14 protein-coding genes, 1 pseudogene and 1 other annotated feature are annotated in these 17,103 nt (G+C 28.3%); of the genes and pseudogenes, 12 read left to right on the top strand and 3 right to left on the bottom strand.

Features of this window, described 5'->3' with window-relative positions:
• Positions 1-259 precede the first annotated feature (259 nt).
• Positions 260-979: a ferric reductase-like transmembrane domain-containing protein gene (locus AXY43_RS01215; protein ID WP_105410811.1), complete on the top strand. Its 720-nt coding sequence runs from the start codon at positions 260-262 to the stop codon at positions 977-979.
• Positions 980-1,496: 517 nt separating this feature from the next.
• Positions 1,497-1,646, top strand: coding sequence for a hypothetical protein (locus tag AXY43_RS27405; RefSeq protein WP_012058857.1), 150 nt, complete (start codon positions 1,497-1,499; stop codon positions 1,644-1,646).
• Positions 1,647-1,868: 222 nt separating this feature from the next.
• Here the strand turns inward: AXY43_RS27405 and ilvN are convergent, their stop codons facing one another.
• Both ilvN and ilvB read right to left on the bottom strand, forming a co-directional pair.
• Positions 1,869-2,174 (bottom strand): acetolactate synthase small subunit, encoded by a 306-nt coding sequence (gene ilvN / locus AXY43_RS01210; RefSeq protein WP_012058856.1) that lies wholly within the window; start codon positions 2,172-2,174, stop codon positions 1,869-1,871.
• Positions 2,167-3,849, bottom strand: coding sequence for a biosynthetic-type acetolactate synthase large subunit (ilvB, locus tag AXY43_RS01205; protein WP_105410810.1), 1,683 nt, complete (start codon positions 3,847-3,849; stop codon positions 2,167-2,169). Before ilvB ends, ilvN begins: the two co-directional genes overlap by 8 nt.
• A gap of 143 nt (positions 3,850-3,992) precedes the next feature.
• Positions 3,993-4,252 (bottom strand) — a binding site (T-box leader).
• A 490-nt stretch (positions 4,253-4,742) separates the two neighbouring features.
• Here ilvB and AXY43_RS01200 point away from each other — a divergent pair.
• From AXY43_RS01200 to panD, 8 genes and pseudogenes are all read left to right on the top strand, one after another.
• Positions 4,743-6,682 (top strand): annotated as a pseudogene (locus tag AXY43_RS01200) (ABC-F family ATP-binding cassette domain-containing protein).
• A 69-nt stretch (positions 6,683-6,751) separates the two neighbouring features.
• Positions 6,752-6,961 carry a hypothetical protein gene (locus tag AXY43_RS01195; RefSeq protein WP_012058853.1) on the top strand — a complete coding sequence of 70 codons (210 nt, stop codon included), beginning with the start codon at positions 6,752-6,754 and terminating at the stop codon, positions 6,959-6,961.
• Positions 6,958-10,215 carry a DEAD/DEAH box helicase gene (locus AXY43_RS01190; RefSeq protein WP_105410809.1) on the top strand — a complete coding sequence of 1,086 codons (3,258 nt, stop codon included), beginning with the start codon at positions 6,958-6,960 and terminating at the stop codon, positions 10,213-10,215. The genes AXY43_RS01195 and AXY43_RS01190 overlap by 4 nt, the downstream gene beginning before the upstream one ends.
• Positions 10,216-10,248: 33 nt before the next feature.
• Positions 10,249-10,956, top strand: coding sequence for an MgtC/SapB family protein (locus tag AXY43_RS01185; protein WP_105410808.1), 708 nt, complete (start codon positions 10,249-10,251; stop codon positions 10,954-10,956).
• A 368-nt stretch (positions 10,957-11,324) separates the two neighbouring features.
• The gene (locus tag AXY43_RS01180) at positions 11,325-12,314 is read left to right on the top strand and encodes a Rossmann-like and DUF2520 domain-containing protein (RefSeq protein WP_039771024.1); all 990 of its coding nucleotides are present in this window, start codon (positions 11,325-11,327) and stop codon (positions 12,312-12,314) included.
• Positions 12,314-13,141 carry a 3-methyl-2-oxobutanoate hydroxymethyltransferase gene (gene panB / locus AXY43_RS01175; RefSeq protein WP_039771023.1) on the top strand — a complete coding sequence of 276 codons (828 nt, stop codon included), beginning with the start codon at positions 12,314-12,316 and terminating at the stop codon, positions 13,139-13,141. The genes AXY43_RS01180 and panB overlap by 1 nt, the downstream gene beginning before the upstream one ends.
• A 175-nt stretch (positions 13,142-13,316) precedes the next feature.
• Positions 13,317-14,159 (top strand): pantoate--beta-alanine ligase, encoded by an 843-nt coding sequence (gene panC / locus AXY43_RS01170; protein ID WP_012058820.1) that lies wholly within the window; start codon positions 13,317-13,319, stop codon positions 14,157-14,159.
• A 368-nt stretch (positions 14,160-14,527) separates the two neighbouring features.
• Positions 14,528-14,902, top strand: coding sequence for an aspartate 1-decarboxylase (gene panD, locus AXY43_RS01165; protein ID WP_012058819.1), 375 nt, complete (start codon positions 14,528-14,530; stop codon positions 14,900-14,902).
• A gap of 55 nt (positions 14,903-14,957) precedes the next feature.
• Here the strand turns inward: panD and AXY43_RS01160 are convergent, their stop codons facing one another.
• Positions 14,958-15,287 carry a hypothetical protein gene (locus AXY43_RS01160; protein WP_012058818.1) on the bottom strand — a complete coding sequence of 110 codons (330 nt, stop codon included), beginning with the start codon at positions 15,285-15,287 and terminating at the stop codon, positions 14,958-14,960.
• Between the two features lie 413 nt (positions 15,288-15,700).
• Between AXY43_RS01160 and AXY43_RS01155 the strand changes: the two genes are divergently transcribed.
• Both AXY43_RS01155 and AXY43_RS01150 read left to right on the top strand, forming a co-directional pair.
• Positions 15,701-16,222 (top strand): hypothetical protein, encoded by a 522-nt coding sequence (locus tag AXY43_RS01155; RefSeq protein ID WP_105410807.1) that lies wholly within the window; start codon positions 15,701-15,703, stop codon positions 16,220-16,222.
• Between the two features lie 187 nt (positions 16,223-16,409).
• A complete protein-coding gene (locus AXY43_RS01150) occupies positions 16,410-16,850 on the top strand; it encodes a hypothetical protein (RefSeq protein ID WP_105410806.1) in 441 nt (146 codons plus the stop codon).
• The last annotated feature ends 253 nt before the right edge of the window (positions 16,851-17,103 follow it).

Raw genomic sequence — 17,103 nt, 5'->3', positions numbered from 1 at the left:
TGGTAGAATAATATAAACTATATAGGAAATAAGATTAAGGGATAACTATAATAATTATGGTTATCTCTTTTTCAATGTAATATTGACCAACATATACCAATATTAAAGCAATATACAAGAAAAGTGATTATAATTCCATTCTACTTTATTTCCTGGCCATTAGATAAAATAAAGATTTCTAAATCTTGACGTAATAGGCATGATAAAATATAATTGTTAGTGATATTCATTATCAATAATAATTATAAGGAGTAGAAATATGATCTTTATTTGCACATTAATTCTAGTAACGATTTTATCATTACTTTTAACATCATCTATTAAGAAAAATTATTATCTTTATTATTCGCTGGCAACGGGTATTGCGATAATCACATCATTTTATGAAATAATACTACGAATAACATCTAACGCAAAGCTTGAAGGGGTTATTCTAACCCTTGAAAAAACTTCAATAAGAGGATTGATATCAGTATCCTTTTTTATATTAGTAATGTATGCAGGAGCTTTAAATCAAAAATGGACAATAACCAAGAAATTACGCAGCATTAGAGCAGAATTAGCTATTATAGGTGCAATCATGCTGTTACCCCATGGAATAGTATATTTTATTCGTTTTATAATACTCAAGCTTCCTAGAATCATTAATGAAGGTTCGCTTCCTGTATTATACTTAAGCTATATAGCAGTTGGACTCATTGGATTTATTATAATGATACCATTATTTATAACCTCATTTAAGAAAATAAGGCGTAAAATGCAAGGAAAGCAATGGAAGAGGCTTCAAAGATGGGCATATTTGTTTTACTTTTTAACATATTTTCATATTTTACTTATACTTTTAAATGAAAAGGAAATAGATTGGGTAAGGTTAATCAGCTACACCATAGTTTTTATTAACTATATGGCTTTAAAGTTATTAAAAAATAAAGAAATCAATATAGCAAAATCATTTAAATTAAGTAAAATGAACAACTAATATTTAATATAAAATTTATGAAGTTAAAATATCAATTTCTCGCTAATCGAGTTTGTGATATTTTCTTATCATATTTAGAAAACAGCAACAAACATGAGAGTATTCAATTTAATTATATAATCAATTATTTATCTTTATTGCAATAATTTTAATGTTTTATAGAATGATTAAATAAATGTTTCTTATATATTAGTTTATAACTTACTTATTTTCGAACAAACACTTTATATGAATAAATATGTAGAAAAATAAGTGATATAAAATTGAAGTTATTTTCACATAAAGACAATAATTTACAAGAAAATAAGTTATAATGTCAAATGAGAAAATACAATAGGCTATTTAGTTTATCTCTATTTCGAGCTAACTTAGCTTTTAACTTTTTGTAATATTATATTAAGGAATTATTAACATAATCTAAAGATAATAAACAGAGATTTATAGTAACATATAAACATGAAAAAGCTGTACTAAGAGATTTAGAAATAAAACAATATTAAGGCGGTGATTTTATTTTATGAAAGATGTAAATGTAGATACAATCAAAGAAACAATAAAATATCTTCCTGAAGATGAGCAAGAGATAATATTACATTTGACAGAAATATTTGAAGGCGAAGAAGAAAATATTAATGAATATGTTAAAAATGAATTAATAGGTGAATAAATTAAATATTAGTAGCTATTTTTATTTTTGGGTGTATGTATTTATTAGGTTCATTTAATTAAAATAGAAGAACTAAACTAGATAATTACAAACTTTCTTATAGAGCGGTTCATTTAATGAGGATAATAAACAGTAGAAATATTGTTTATTATCCTTATTTTTGTTTCTGCATTAAAACTAAGTTTTATTTATTATTCTAAGCTTAAGTTATAGAATCAAATGTCAAATATCCTCTTGTTTAAGTTTTAGTACTTTGTTTAAGTTTTCAAATACAGACTGATCATAATCTTGGTGTACTGAAACTTCGATAACATCATAGAGTTTTTCTAATTGCTTTATTATTTGATCAAGCACAGAATCATTTTTGACAAGTAAATACATTTTACTTGTAGAACCATCACCTATTTGTGCACATAAAATTCCTTCTAAATTAAATGCACGTCTTGCAAAAAGCCCAGTTATATGGCTCATAACACCAGAATGGTTTCTAACATGTAGCTCTATAAGATAAAATTTAGTATTAATCATTTAAATTTTCACCACCAATCATATCTATATTTGATTTACCAGGAGGAACCATAGGAAGTACATTTTCAGTTTCTTCAATAGGTATATTAATTACACATGGTCCATCTGTAGTTAACAATTCTTTTAATTTTTCTAAAGGTTTTTCTTCATTACCTAAATCACAAGATTGTATTCCAAAGCCTTCTGCTATCATTTTGAAGTTAGGATTTGATATAAATTTTGATGCTATATAATGTTCATTATAAAACAACTGTTGCTGCTGGCGTACTAGGCCTAAATGATGATTATTCAAAATAATTACTTTTATATTCAGATTAAAGTCAGCAAGGGTAGCCAGTTCCTGGATATTCATTAAAATAGATCCATCACCACAGAATGAGATTATAGTCTTATCTTTATTGGCCAATGCAGCACCTATAGCTACTGGAAGTCCAAATCCCATAGTTCCAAGACCACTAGAAGTTAGTAAAGCCTTTGGTAATTTAAAAGGGTATCTTTGAGCTACCCACATTTGATGCTGCCCAACATCAGTAGTAATAACAGCATCACTAGGAACTATGTTGCCTACAAAAGGAATTATATTAGCAGGATGCAATATGTTTTTATAAGAAGGGAGTGGATATTTAGATTTAAAACATTTAACTCTTTCCCTCCAAGTGTTTCGACTTTTACTTTCAATATGTGGAAGTATATCTTCTAAGAAGTCATCAACATTTGCGATCATAGATAAACTACTGGTTTTAACTTTATTTATTTCAGATGGATCAATATCAATATGAATTATAGAAGCATTAGGACAAAACTTTTCTATATTACCTGTAGCTCTATCATCAAACCTTACTCCTAGGGCCAAAATTAAGTCAGCTTCGTTTAGAAGATAATTTGTATATGGTGCGCCATGCATCCCAAGCATTCCAATACTCAATTCATCATCACAAGGAAAAGCACCAAGCCCCATAAGACTTAAAGAAACTGGTATATTATTTTTCTTTGCAATTTTATATAAGTTGGATGAAGCATTTGAATTAACTACACCTCCACCTGCATAAATTATAGGCTTCTTTGAATCATTAATTAATTCAGCTATGCAATAAAGAGTAGAGCTTTTTATTGCATCTCTTTTAGGCAGATTTTCAGATGCAATTTCAGAAGGAAAGTCTTCTAAGTCTATAAATTCATTCTGAATATTCTTAGGAATATCAACAAGCACTGGTCCAGGTCTTCCTTCTAAAGCTATTTTGAAAGCTTCTTTTATAACTGTAAAAAGTTCATGTATGTTCCTAATTAAGAAATTGTGCTTAGTAATTGGAATTGTTAATCCATAAGCATCAACTTCTTGAAAGGCATCAGTACCTATTGCTGATAGAGGAACCTGACCTGTTATAGCTACAAGAGGAATTGAATCAAGTTTAGCATCTGCAATAGCAGTTAGAAGATTAGTTACTCCAGGGCCAGAAGTTGCAAAGCATACCCCAACTTTATTTGTACTTCTTGAAATGCCTTGTGCAATAAATCCAGCGCCTTGTTCGTGACGGGCTAATATATGTTTGATTTTTTTGCTTTTATATAAAGCATCATAAAGTGGGAGATTAAATCCTCCTGGAATGCCTGATATATATTCTACTCCTTCGTTCTCTAATAATTTAATAACTATTTCAGCACCATTATATTTCAAAGAAATCACTCCTTACATAAATATCTTAGAATATTTCATTATCTTTATTGATTAAATAAAAGTTCGATTTTATTACTTTTTGATTACTTGATATAAGATTAAATATTATTTTGTGTAAAAAAAAACTCCCAATCCTATAAATATTATAGGACGAAGAGATAATCACCGCGGTACCACCTAATTTTGTATAATCAAATACACACTTATTAATAATACGGGTTAAAGAACCGATATTATTGTCCTTTTAACGGTAGACAATCCGTTTAATTCTACTCTCTAACAATTAAGATTTCGATTAAAAACTCCAAGGCTACATTCCATATATACATCATGAGAATTTCCAGCAATTATTCTCTCTCTTTATTTCAGTAATATATGTACTCTTCCTCTTCACAGTTTTTAAATTATATAGGTTTGTATAAATTATAGTCAAAAGCTATAAGCATTGTCAATAATTTTTTGAAAATTCTGCAAAATTATAAATTAAGAAAACAATAATCAAGAAATTGATGTAAATAGAAATAAAAAAAAGCAAAATAGTATATCGTTTACATATGGATTGTGTTATAATAAATATATAATCAGATCCATATTAAAGGGGGAATAATTATGCTAGGAATAGTAATTTTTGTTTGTGCTTTATTGATTGGTTGTAATGCTTTTTATAATACAGAAGATAATGAAGAAAGATATGAAATCTCAAGTCAAAATCTTAAAAAAAATAAATGAATCATTAATATATACAGTAATTATTTGAAACAAGATATGTTACTTTTAGACTATCTATATTATATAGGTAGTCTTTTTTTGTTTAAATTCAATCTAAATTTCTGTTTATGAGCATCCTATGTTAAAATAGTATGTATATAATCACATAAAGGAGTTTAAAATTAATGAATATAATTACTTTGGAAAATATAAGCAAGAATTATAGTGATAAAATATTATTAAATAATGTTTCACTAGGAATTAATGATGGAGATAAAATTGGTTTAATTGGAATAAATGGTGCTGGTAAATCAACATTTTTAAAAGTAGTTTCTGGCCGAGAGGAATTTTTCGATGGAAATATAGTAAAGGGTAAAAATGTTAGAATTGAATATCTTGATCAGAATCCTTTATTTGATGAAGATGCAACTGTTTTAGAACAAATTTTTAAAGGTGACACTAAAGAAATGAAACTTTTAAAAAGATATGAGGAGTTATTAGATAAGATCAATAGTTGCAATGGTGAAAACTTTGATTCTTTAAATAATGAATTACTTAAGGTTCAAAGTGAAATTGACTCCTTAAGCTTATGGGATATGGAGAGTGAAGCAAAGACAATTTTAAATAAACTTGGAATAAAGAATTATTCGGAAAAGGTTGGAAACTTATCTGGAGGACAAAAGAAGAGAATAGCACTTGCTTGCTCACTTATAACACCATGTGATCTTCTTATATTAGATGAGCCTACCAATCATCTAGATTCAGATTCCATTGAATGGCTTGAAGAGTTCCTAAATTCTAGGAAAGGCGCTCTTTTGATGATCACTCATGATAGATATTTCTTAGACAGAGTTACGAATAGAATTATTGAATTGGACAGAGGAAATTTATATACTTATCCTGGAAATTATACTGCATTCCTTGAAAAGAAGATTGAAAGAATTGAAGTAGAACAATCGCAAGAAGAAAAGAAAAACGCTCTTATAAGAAACGAATTAAAATGGGTTAGACGTGGTGCTAAAGCCAGAACTACTAAGCAAAAGGCAAGGCTTCAAAGATTTGACGAGTTAGTAAGCGAAGAAAGCATTAAAAGACAGGAAGATGTAGATATATCATTTGTTGGTTCTAGGCTTGGAAAAAAAGTAGTTGAATTATACGATATCTCTAAGTCATTTGGAAATAAAGTTATAATTAAAGACTTTAATTATATATTTTTGAGAAATGATAGAATTGGTATCATTGGAGAAAATGGTGCTGGAAAAACAACTTTAGTTAATATTCTTAGAAATAAACTTCCAATAGACAGCGGAAAAATTGAAATTGGTGATACAGTTAAAATAGGATGTTTTGCACAAGATAATAGTAACATGGATCCTAAACTAAGAGTAATTGATTATGTTAAAGAAGGCGGAGAATATATACCAGTAGAAGATGGAACTAAGATAATGCTTCTACTATGTGTGAAAGATTTCTATTCGATAGCACTATGCAGTATACTCCGATTGAAAAATTATCTGGTGGGGAAAGAAGAAGACTTCATCTTTTAAGAGTGTTAATGGAATCACCTAACTTTTTGATATTAGATGAGCCTACTAATGATTTAGATATCGAAACCTTAAAAATATTAGAAGACTTTTTAGATAAATTTATGGGTGTAATCATTGTTGTATCCCATGATAGATATTTCTTAGATAGAATTTGTACGAAGATATTCTCTTACGAAGGAAATGGGTATATCAAAGAGTATAACGGTAACTATAGCGACTTTTTGATTTCAAAAGAAATTGAGAAAATTAAATCTGTTGAGTCAAGTGAGAAAAGTAGCAATGAATTTGCAGCAGATAAAGGGAAGGGAGTTAAAGAAAAAACTAAAGACAATAAACCTAAGTTTACTTTTAAAGAACAAAAAGAATATGAAACTATAGATGAAGATATTGCTAAGCTTGAAGAAAAAATCAATTCTTTAGAAAAGGAAATGGCAAAGAACTCTTCAAACTATGGGAAACTAAATGAATTGATGCATGAAAAAGAAGACGTACAAAGTGAACTAGATAATAAATACGAACGATGGGAATATCTAAATGAAATTGCTGAAGCAATTGAAGAATTCAAAAATAATAACTAAATATAATTTTAAAAGGAGGATATTGGGATTATATTTAAATTACTAATTTAAATAATCTCACCTAATGAAATGGAAATACATATATATTTAAAAGGAAAAAATGAACCTACTATATTTAATGCTGAAAGAATTGATATATTAGATATAAATATTGAAGGCCGTGACTATAAGCAAATAAGATATTTTAGAAAAGGGGTTTCTAAATCCCAATATATCAGTGTAGATTTAATTAAAAGAATTAAAGAAGTTAAAAATAAAAATGCAGGTGATAAACATTGATAAAACAAATTTTACTAGAGGGTTTTAATAAGAACATAACAAATTCATCTCTTACAAAAGGTCAACGTGTTCTAAAAAATGATTTGTTAAGAGAAATAAATGTTAAAGTAGATAAAGATTATATAAAAATAAACTCAACTGTAGTTTCAGAAAGCCTTCTAAGTGAATATTCGTGTAAGCTTGAAATTGATAATATGACTAAAGAAATTATAGGAACCCATTGTAGTTGTCTAGACTTTGAGAAAAACGAATTTTCTCGTGATAATTACTGTTGTAAACATATAATAGCTACTTTTTATACATTCTTAAGAAATATTGATGAAGATGAAGAGTTAAGAACCAAGTTAAATAATAATTTATCTCTTAAAGATAATAAAGCTAGAATTAAGGAGAATTCTAATGATGATTTATTATCTTTACTTGTTGGGGATACGGATAAGGAAAAGCTAAAATTCGAAGTTATTATTAATAAAAACAATTGGTCCTCTAAACTTCAAATCGAGTTTAAAATAGGATTAAGAAAAAGCAATAAGATGTATATAGTTAAAGATATTAATCAATTTTTGACATGCGTTTATAATAAAGTACCAATTAAGTACGGAAAAGAATTTATTTTTGATATAAAAACTCAAAGTCTTTCTTATGAAGATAGAAGATTAATAAAATTCATGAATAATATAAAAAATTTAGCAGATCATGATAGAAATTTTAGACGTTATCAGGATAAGTTTATAGAAGGAAAGACCCTTACAATTCCTGATATGATGTTTAAAGAATTTTTATACATTATAAAAAAGAATAGAGTTTTTTTAGGCGATGGATTCTTTTATAGAATATTAGAATCTGAAATAATAGAAGGGGATATGCCTATTCCATTTGCTTTATTGAGTAAGAATAACAATATAATTTTAGAAGCTCCTAATGGAATACCAGAATCATTAACTCAAGATGAAGATGTATTCTTATTTGGTACTTCCATATACATTCCATCAATAGAACAATGTGAGAGATTATCGCCATATTTAAAAATATTTAATGCTACTAACAAAGTTAGTTTCAATAAGATCAATGAAAGTAGAATTTTAAAAGAATTAATACCTTCGATTCAAAAAGTAACAAATGATTTAGTTTTATCTAAGGATATTAGAGAAAAAGTTGTAATCGCGCCTGTAATCTTCAGGTTTTATTTTGATAAAGATAAGGACATTTCGTTGTTATTTAAGGTATCATATGAAGGACATGAATTTAATTTTTTTGAAGAATACAAAGATAAAATTATTTACAGAGATACTAATAAAGAATATGAAGTTTTAGGAGTATTAAAAAGTCTTGGATTTGAAGAAGTCAATGGAAGATTATTCTTTTTAAGAGATGATGATGAGGCTTTTAAATTCTTTAAATATGAAATAGAAAAGCTCCAAAGATATGGTGAGGTATTTTATTCTGAGAGATTTAAGGGAATAAAAGATATTAAGAAATCAGATTTTGTTGGAGAAGTTAGAAAAGGTAAATTCAACTATTTTGAGTTTGAATTTAAAATTTCTGATATATCTCCAGAAGAAACTGCAAAAATACTTAGAAGCTTTAGAGATAACTTGAAATATTATAAGCTTGAGAATGGAGAATTCTTAGACCTAGAAGATGAAGCATTGAAAGAATCATTGACCCTTATAGATAATTTACTTTTAGAAGAGAAATTAAATGAGAATCTCATTAATGTTCCAATTAACAAGGGAGCTTATCTTGAAGATTATTTAGAAGACAAAGAGTTAAGGTATATAAATAGTTGTGATGAAATTAAGGATCTTAAAGAAAGATTAAGTAACATTAAAGATAAAGCCTTTCAACCTCCATATGGACTTCAAGCTAAACTTAGAAAGTATCAAAAAGAAGGCTATAATTGGCTTAGAACTTTAGATTACTTAGGGTTTGGTGGAATACTTGGTGATGAAATGGGACTTGGAAAGACACTGCAAACAATAACATTATTGCTTTCAAAGCCAGATTCAAAAACTCTTATTATTGCACCTACTTCTTTAACCTATAATTGGAAAAATGAATTTAATAAATTTGCTCCATCAATGAAAATTGCTATTTGCAATGGGGTAAAAGAAGAAAGAGAAGAATTGATTAATAACTATAAAGAATATGATGTAATCTTGACTACCTATAATTTATTGAGACGTGACATAGAATTATATAATATGAATTTTGATTACTGTATCTTAGATGAGGCTCAAAACATAAAGAATCAATCTTCTTTAAGTTCTAAGTCAGTCAAGGAAATAAAAGCAAGAATAAGATTTGCGTTGACTGGAACACCAATAGAAAATTCATTAATGGAATTATGGTCAATATTTGATTTTATAATGCCAGGGTATTTATATAATGAGAAGAAATTTGTAACTAGATATCATAGGAGGCTTGAAGAAGGACCAGAAATTCTTGAAGAGTTAAATAGACTTGTAAAACCATTTATTCTTAGAAGGTATAAGAAGAATGTAATTAAAGAATTACCTGATAAAATTGAAAAAAGACTTCTTGTTCCTTTAAGTGATGAGCAAAAAGTCGTATATGAAACCTATGCTAACTATACTAAAGATTTAATTCAAAAGAAAGTCGAAGATTTTGAGTTTAGTAAGAGCAAAATAGAAATTTTGGCTTATATAACTAAGCTTCGTCAGATATGTTTAGATCCGTCTGTAACTATGGATAATTACTTGGGAAGTAGTGGAAAAATTGATGCATTAATTGAATTATTGGAACAAAGTATAGATGAGGGACATAAAATATTAGTATTCTCGCAATTTACTTCTGTATTAAAGAATATAAGCAAAATACTTAAAGAAAAAAATTTCTTATTTTCATATTTAGATGGATCAGTTTCATCAATCAATAGAATGAAGATGGTTGAGGAATTTAATAATGGTGAAAACACTGTATTCTTAGTATCCTTGAAAGCTGGTGGTACGGGGCTGAATTTAACAAGCGCGGATATAGTGATACATTTTGATCCATGGTGGAATCCTGCAGTTGAAGATCAAGCAACTGATAGAGCACATAGAATTGGTCAAAAAAATGTAGTAGAAGTGATTAAGTTAATTGCCCAAGGAACTATAGAAGAAAAAATAGTGGAATTACAGGATTCCAAAAGAGAGCTAATAAATAAGATTTTAGGTGATGATTTATCCGTAGGAGAATTCATACATTCGTTAAATGAAAATGAAATTTTAGAATTATTTAATTATAATTAACAATAAGATACCAGCAATTATGAAGGTGGTTATATGGAGAATACAATAAATGAACTGACAAACTACTTGAGGGAAGTTAATACTGCATCTATAATTTTAAGGCTTACTCTTGCTACAATTTGTGCAGGGATTATTGGGCTTGAAAGAGGAAGAAAAAAAAGGCCGGCTGGTCTTAGAACTCATATATTAGTTTGTATTGGTGCAACTTTAATTATGATAACAGGACAATACATGAGAGATATATTACACATTCAAGATGATGTAAGCAGAATGGGTGCTCAAGTTATAAGTGGTATTGGATTTTTAGGAGCAGGTACTATTATAGTAGTTGGGCGTAATGAAGTTAAAGGCCTTACAACTGCAGCTGGTCTTTGGGCCTGTGCATGTATGGGACTTGCCATTGGAATTGGTTTTTATGAAGGCGCTATTATTTCATGCTTTTTTTTATTAAGTGTATTAACAGTACTTCATAAAGCAGATTTACATTATAGGGCTAAGTCTAACGAATTGGATGTATATGCTGAACTCAAGCATATAGCAGGCGTTACGAACTTTATGAATGCAATAAAACTTGATGGAACAAAAATTTCTAATCTAGAACTTAAGAAAGCGAAAGAGCTTGACAATCATATAATTGGGCTTAGAATGACTTTAACATTACCTGAAAAAATTAATCATTCAGAGTACATTTTAAAGCTTCATAGCCTTGAAAATGTAATTACAATAGAGGAAATTATGTAAGTTTTTATAAAAATACGAGAAAGCAAGAATTAAAAAGTAATCTTGCTTTTTTTGTATTTAAATAAAAAAATCGCAGGCGATTGTGGAGCCGGAGATCTTTTTCACACATCTGCCTTTTCGAACGCATGTGAGAAAAACTTGGCAGGCGAATAAGATTTTCTTTTTATTCTTTTTTTAATATCCAAACTATCCAATCAACCTTTTTAAGTTATCCATAGATTTTACCGGAATATAAATTCCTAAAGAATAAAAAAAATTTATCATTGTTAAAATCAAAACATAGTGGTAGAATATCAATGGGTAGTATCGAAAAAGAGTTACACCAAATTTTTTAGCATTAATTATATATAATACAACTCATATCTATAATGAATGAGATTGAAATTAGGATGTTGTATCACTCACACGTATATGGAGGTGATACCATTAAAATTGGATTTATTGGCCCAGGGAAGGTAGGCGTGAGTTTAGGACGCTACTTTACTCATAAAGGGATAGAATTAAGCGGTTTTTATGGAAAAGATGACTTAAATGCCATAGATGCAGCAAATATTACAAAATCTAAATTTTATAACAACATTCAAGATATTATTAAAGATAGTGATATATTATTTATTACAACTCCTGATGACATCATTTCAATTATAGATATTGAATTATCAAAATTTGATCTAAATAACAAATCTATTTGCCACACAAGTGGTTCACTCAAATCAAATGTATTATGTAATGCGAAACATTCTGGTGCAATGATTTATTCTCTACATCCAATATTTGCATTCTCTAGTAAAGAAACAAACTTGAAAGAATTGGAAGATATATATTTTTCAATTGAAGGTGATATTTTAGAAGATTCATCTATTATTAGTGTACTTAAGCTTATTGGAAATAAGTACTTTGTTAGAAAAGCAGAAGATTCCTCAACATATCATTTAGCTAGCGTTTTTGTATCTAACTTAGCATTATCTTTGCTTGATATAGGAACGAGTTATTTAAAAAAACTTGGACTAGATGATGAAGAAGCTTTAAATGCTTTAAAACCTTTAATAAAGGGTAACATTGATAGTATTTATGCAAAAGGGTTTGTTAATTCTTTAACAGGTCCTATAGCAAGGGGAGATATTACAACAATTGAGAAGCATATTTCTGTTTTAGAGGACAAAGATAAAGATTTATATAAGATATTATCTTTTAATCTATTAAAACTTGTGGCCTTGAGAGATAAAAATAATGCAGATATTACAGAAAACATAGAAGAATGTTTCTATGACATGAAAAATAAGAGTCAAATAGAAAATGTATTAAGTAATTCAAAAAAGCATTTGGAAATTTATAAGTTTTTAGGAGGCGTAAATTAGTGAAAAATACAGTATTAACTTTTAAACAAGCCAAAGAAGAGAAACGAAGATTAAGTATGCTTACAGCATATGATTACTCAATGGCAAAAATCATTGATGAAAGTGGTGTTAACGGGATTTTAATTGGAGATTCTCTTGGCATGGTTATTAAAGGGGAAGAAGATACATTAGCTGTTACTATGGATGAAATCATTTATCATACAAAAGCTGTTAAGAAGGGTGCTAAAAATGCTCTTATTGTAAGTGATATGCCTTTTTTATCATATCATGTATCTATCGAACAAGCAGTTTTAAATGCAGGAAGATTAATAAAAGAAGGTGGAGCTAATGCTGTTAAGCTTGAGGGCGGTGCTAATGTTGCAGCCCAAATTAAAGCTATTGTAGATGCTCAAATACCAGTTATGGGACACATAGGATTAACTCCTCAATCAGTAAATGCTTTTGGAGGATTTAAAGTTCAAGGGAAGAGTGAAGCAGCGGCAAAACAGCTTATAGATGATGCTGTACTTATTGAGAAAGCAGGAGCATTTTCAATTGTTCTTGAGGGAATTCCAGAAAAAGTTGCAGAGCTTATAACAAATGCAGTTTCAATTCCAACGATAGGAATAGGAGCCGGAAAATATTGCGATGGTCAAATTTTAGTTTATCAAGATATGTTAGGCATGTTTAATGACTTTGTGCCAAAATTCGTAAAACAATATGCAAATGTAGGTAACGTTATGAGAGAGGCCATTAGCTCTTATGTTAAAGAAGTACAAGCTGGAGATTTCCCAGAAGAAAAACACACTTTTAAAATAGATGAAAATGAATTAAAGAAATTGTACTAAATCTTAGATTTATGCGATAACTCACGAAATGAATAATATACTTTTGTTTGGAAGATATTTCATGATCTAAGTATAGTTTAAGATTGTAGTATCTATATAGATATTCAACTGTAAGTTTATACTTATGTGATAATGAACCTAAATTTTAGTATTAGGATGAGAAGGGGGATCAGTAATGTTAGTTAAAGAGATTAAAGAGCTTAGAAGCTTGATTAAGGCATGGAAGAGAGAGGGGCTTTCTGTAGGGTATGTTCCAACAATGGGAGCTTTGCATGAAGGTCATGAGAGTCTTATAAAAAGAGCTGTTGAAGAAAATGATAAGGTCGTTGTAAGCGTATTTGTAAATCCAACACAATTTGGTCCAAATGAAGATTTTGATAGTTACCCAAGAAACATAAATAAAGATTTGGAACTTTGTATTAATGCAGGCGCAGCAATAGTGTTCAATCCAGAACCAAGTGAAATGTATTATGGAGATAAATCTACAAGTGTTAGTGTATCGGGTCTTACAAGTGTACTTTGCGGTGCTAAAAGACCAGGGCATTTCGATGGAGTATGTTTAGTTGTTTCAAAATTTTTAAATATAGTTACTCCGGATAAAGCTTATTTTGGAGAAAAAGATGCTCAACAAGTGGCTGTTATAAAAAGAATGGTTAGAGATTTAAATATTGATGTAGAAATAGTTGCTTGCCCTATAATCCGTGAAGAAGACGGACTAGCAAAAAGTTCAAGGAATACTTATCTTTCTAAAGATGAAAGAAAAGCAGCATTAGTATTAAGTAGAAGTTTAGAAATAGCTAAAGATGCCTTAAGAAAAGGTGAAAGAAATGCTAATAATATTAAGAACTCGATAAAAGAGGTACTAAATTCAGAACCATTAGCAAAAATAGATTATGTAGAAATCGTAGATAGTGATTCACTAAAAAGCGTTGAAATCATTGAGAGAAATGTATTGATTCCAATTGCAGTTTATATAGGAAAAACAAGATTAATAGATAATTTTACATTTGAAATATAATAATATAGATATTTGAGGTGAAAATGTACTTATGCGTAAAATCCACCGAAATAAAGATCATGCATTTGTTCAGGTTACTGAGGATTAAGCTGTGAATTTCTAATAGCAGGAGTTGCACCATTTCTGCATGATCCTGAAACGAGTTCAGGATAAGCAAAAATGGAACAACTTCCACTAAAGAAATATCTACAGCTAAATCCTCTAATGTAGCGCTTCCACAAAAGCATGACCTTCATTTCTGATATGGAATATACTTCAAAAGATAAGTTCAATTTAATGAGAGTATCTATGAAGATACCGAAAAGGAATATATACTAATTTGATTATTATGAACAGATAAATAAACAGATTTTCAGGAGGAAATTTTAATGATACTTACAATGTTAAAGGGAAAGATACATAGAGCTACAGTTACGCAGGCAGAATTAAATTATGTAGGAAGCATTACAATAGACAAAACATTAATGGAAGCAGCAGGTATCTTAGAAAACGAAAAAGTTCAAATAGTTGATATAAATAATGGTGCAAGACTTGAAACATATGTGATTCCGGGTAAAAGGGAATCAGGAGTTATTTGTTTAAATGGTGCTGCAGCAAGGTTAGTACAACCTGGTGATAAAGTTATTATAATAGCTTACGCACAAATGAATGAGGATGAAGCTAGAAAATATAAGCCTTCCGTTGTTTTTATGAATGATGATAATACAATAAAAGAAATAACTAATTATGAATCAAATGAATAAAATTTTATTTTTATCTTTGGAGTTAAAGAGTGAGATTAATTTAAAATCTCACTCTTTAATTTATTACACGAATTATGATATTTTCTATATGTCTTCCACCAAACTCATCTTCAATCAGTACTTGTATTAAATCATAACCACAAAATCCAGCTGTTGGCTTATATACAAGAATAGAGGGTTCAACTGAATATAGCTTGCCATTGTGAGGACATGATTTTATCCTTAAACGGCTTTTAGCACTATAACAGTCTAATACTTGTAAGTCTAAAAAAATATAATTTCGTGAGTGTACATAAAAAGGCTTTATTTCTTTAATATTAACTTTGAAGTTACAAGGATGTACATTAAATTCATAATTTTCTTTTTTAGTTTCGTTATCCTTCAAAATCCCACTTCCTTTCACTAAAGAAAATAAATCGCTACTAAAATATTAATTCTATAAATTTAAAATTAATTTAGTCTACAATGTAATAAAAAGTTTTATTTTAATACATATTATGTTTTTATATTACCTTTTGTACCATTTCTAATAATATTTAATACATTATTATATAAGAGAATATAAAAAAATCGCAGGCGACTGCATGCAGTAAGTCTTTAATTGACTTAATGCTCTTTTAATAGGCAATTGGTCTTGATTGCACTTCGTGCTTTTTTAATAGGTGTATATTTTTTTATTCTCTTTCTATACAGAACCTAATTAAGTATCTTTTTTTATAAGTGTCCACAGATTTTACTTTATTATAAATTTCTAAAGAATAAGCTAAATCATTAATACCAGTAATTGGAGGAAGTAGAATGGATAATGAAAAAGAGACATACAATAAAAATGAATCTAAAAAAATATGTGATGACGAGAATTTTGTAGATGATGATTTTTTTGATATAGAATGTGACTATTGTTTGAATGAAGAAGAAAATGTAGAAAATTTTGGGAAAGAGGAAAATAAAAAACACGACACTTGTTTCCAAGGAAGCGAACCTAAGATTTATGCTAGTTGTAATCTAAAAGTGGATTTCGATACAATAAATAAAATGCTTTATTTAATTCCAGGCGAATCTCAATTTTTTACAGTTGATGTATCAAAATGTTGTGGAGATGTAACTATTAGATATAATGGATGTTCTTCAAATAATGGAATTCGTGGAAATCTTGCAGTATATAAAATAGTGCACTCTGGGATTATAGCTGAAACTTATTCCAAATTAGATCCTAAGAAAAAAGATATCTTACATTTCACAGCCACAGATAAGTGTAGTCATGAGTCTTATGATTTTGTTGCAATATTCTCGTGTAATTTATGTAGACGTTATTGTTAAAAAGCCTAAATTTAAATGAAATTATTAAAATCTAATGAGCAGTTTATAACAAAGTAGATTGATTAAGTGTAACAATTAAAAAAATTGTTTATATAATAAAATATAACAGTTATAAATAAAGTGATGAAATTAGGAAAAACAATTTATAGAAATAAACAGTTATACTCTAAATTCTAGGAGGAAAATTATGGGTATTGAAGAAAAAGAGATTATTGAAGAAAAAGAAACTGATAAATCATGTGCTAATAAGTGTGAAGCTCCAGTAATGAAAATAAATTGTAATCTAGAAGCTAGCATTGGAAATGAAAATAAAATAATTTATGTTTATCCAAACAAATTACAATATTTCACAGCTAGTGCAATATGTTCTTCAAACTGTGATACACTTGAAATAATATACACTGGCTGCAATAAAAAATGTATTTGTGATGAAGTTTTTATTTGTGGACGCCTAGGATATTATAAAGTAGTTAGTTCAGGTATAATATTTATGCCAAAGCACAATCTAAAAAAGTTGCTTAATTGTGGTTATCCATCTGATATCTTACATTTTAAGGCTATAAATAAATGTGGAGATAAAATTGAATTTGTTGTAGTGTTTACACTAGGCTCAATCTGCTACAAATAATAACTATAAAAATACAATTAAGTATATACGCTTTAGAAATATCTAATATAATTATATGACTTTTCTTAATATAAGAATATCATGCGATTATTATTATAATAACGCAATTGAATAGTCTGTGTACTTTATGAAAGATAATTATAAAAGATTATCCTAATAAAATATACATAGACTATTTTTGTGTTTAATATTAATAAGAAATACAACGATGCTGTAACTTATTCATAAAAAGATAATATTATATAATTAATTG

It is taken from the genome of Clostridium sp. MF28 (assembly GCF_002969175.1).
Taxonomy (GTDB): domain Bacteria; phylum Bacillota; class Clostridia; order Clostridiales; family Clostridiaceae; genus Clostridium; species Clostridium beijerinckii.
Note: the sequence above shows the minus strand (reverse complement) of the source record. Positions and strands in the feature narration are given on the sequence as shown.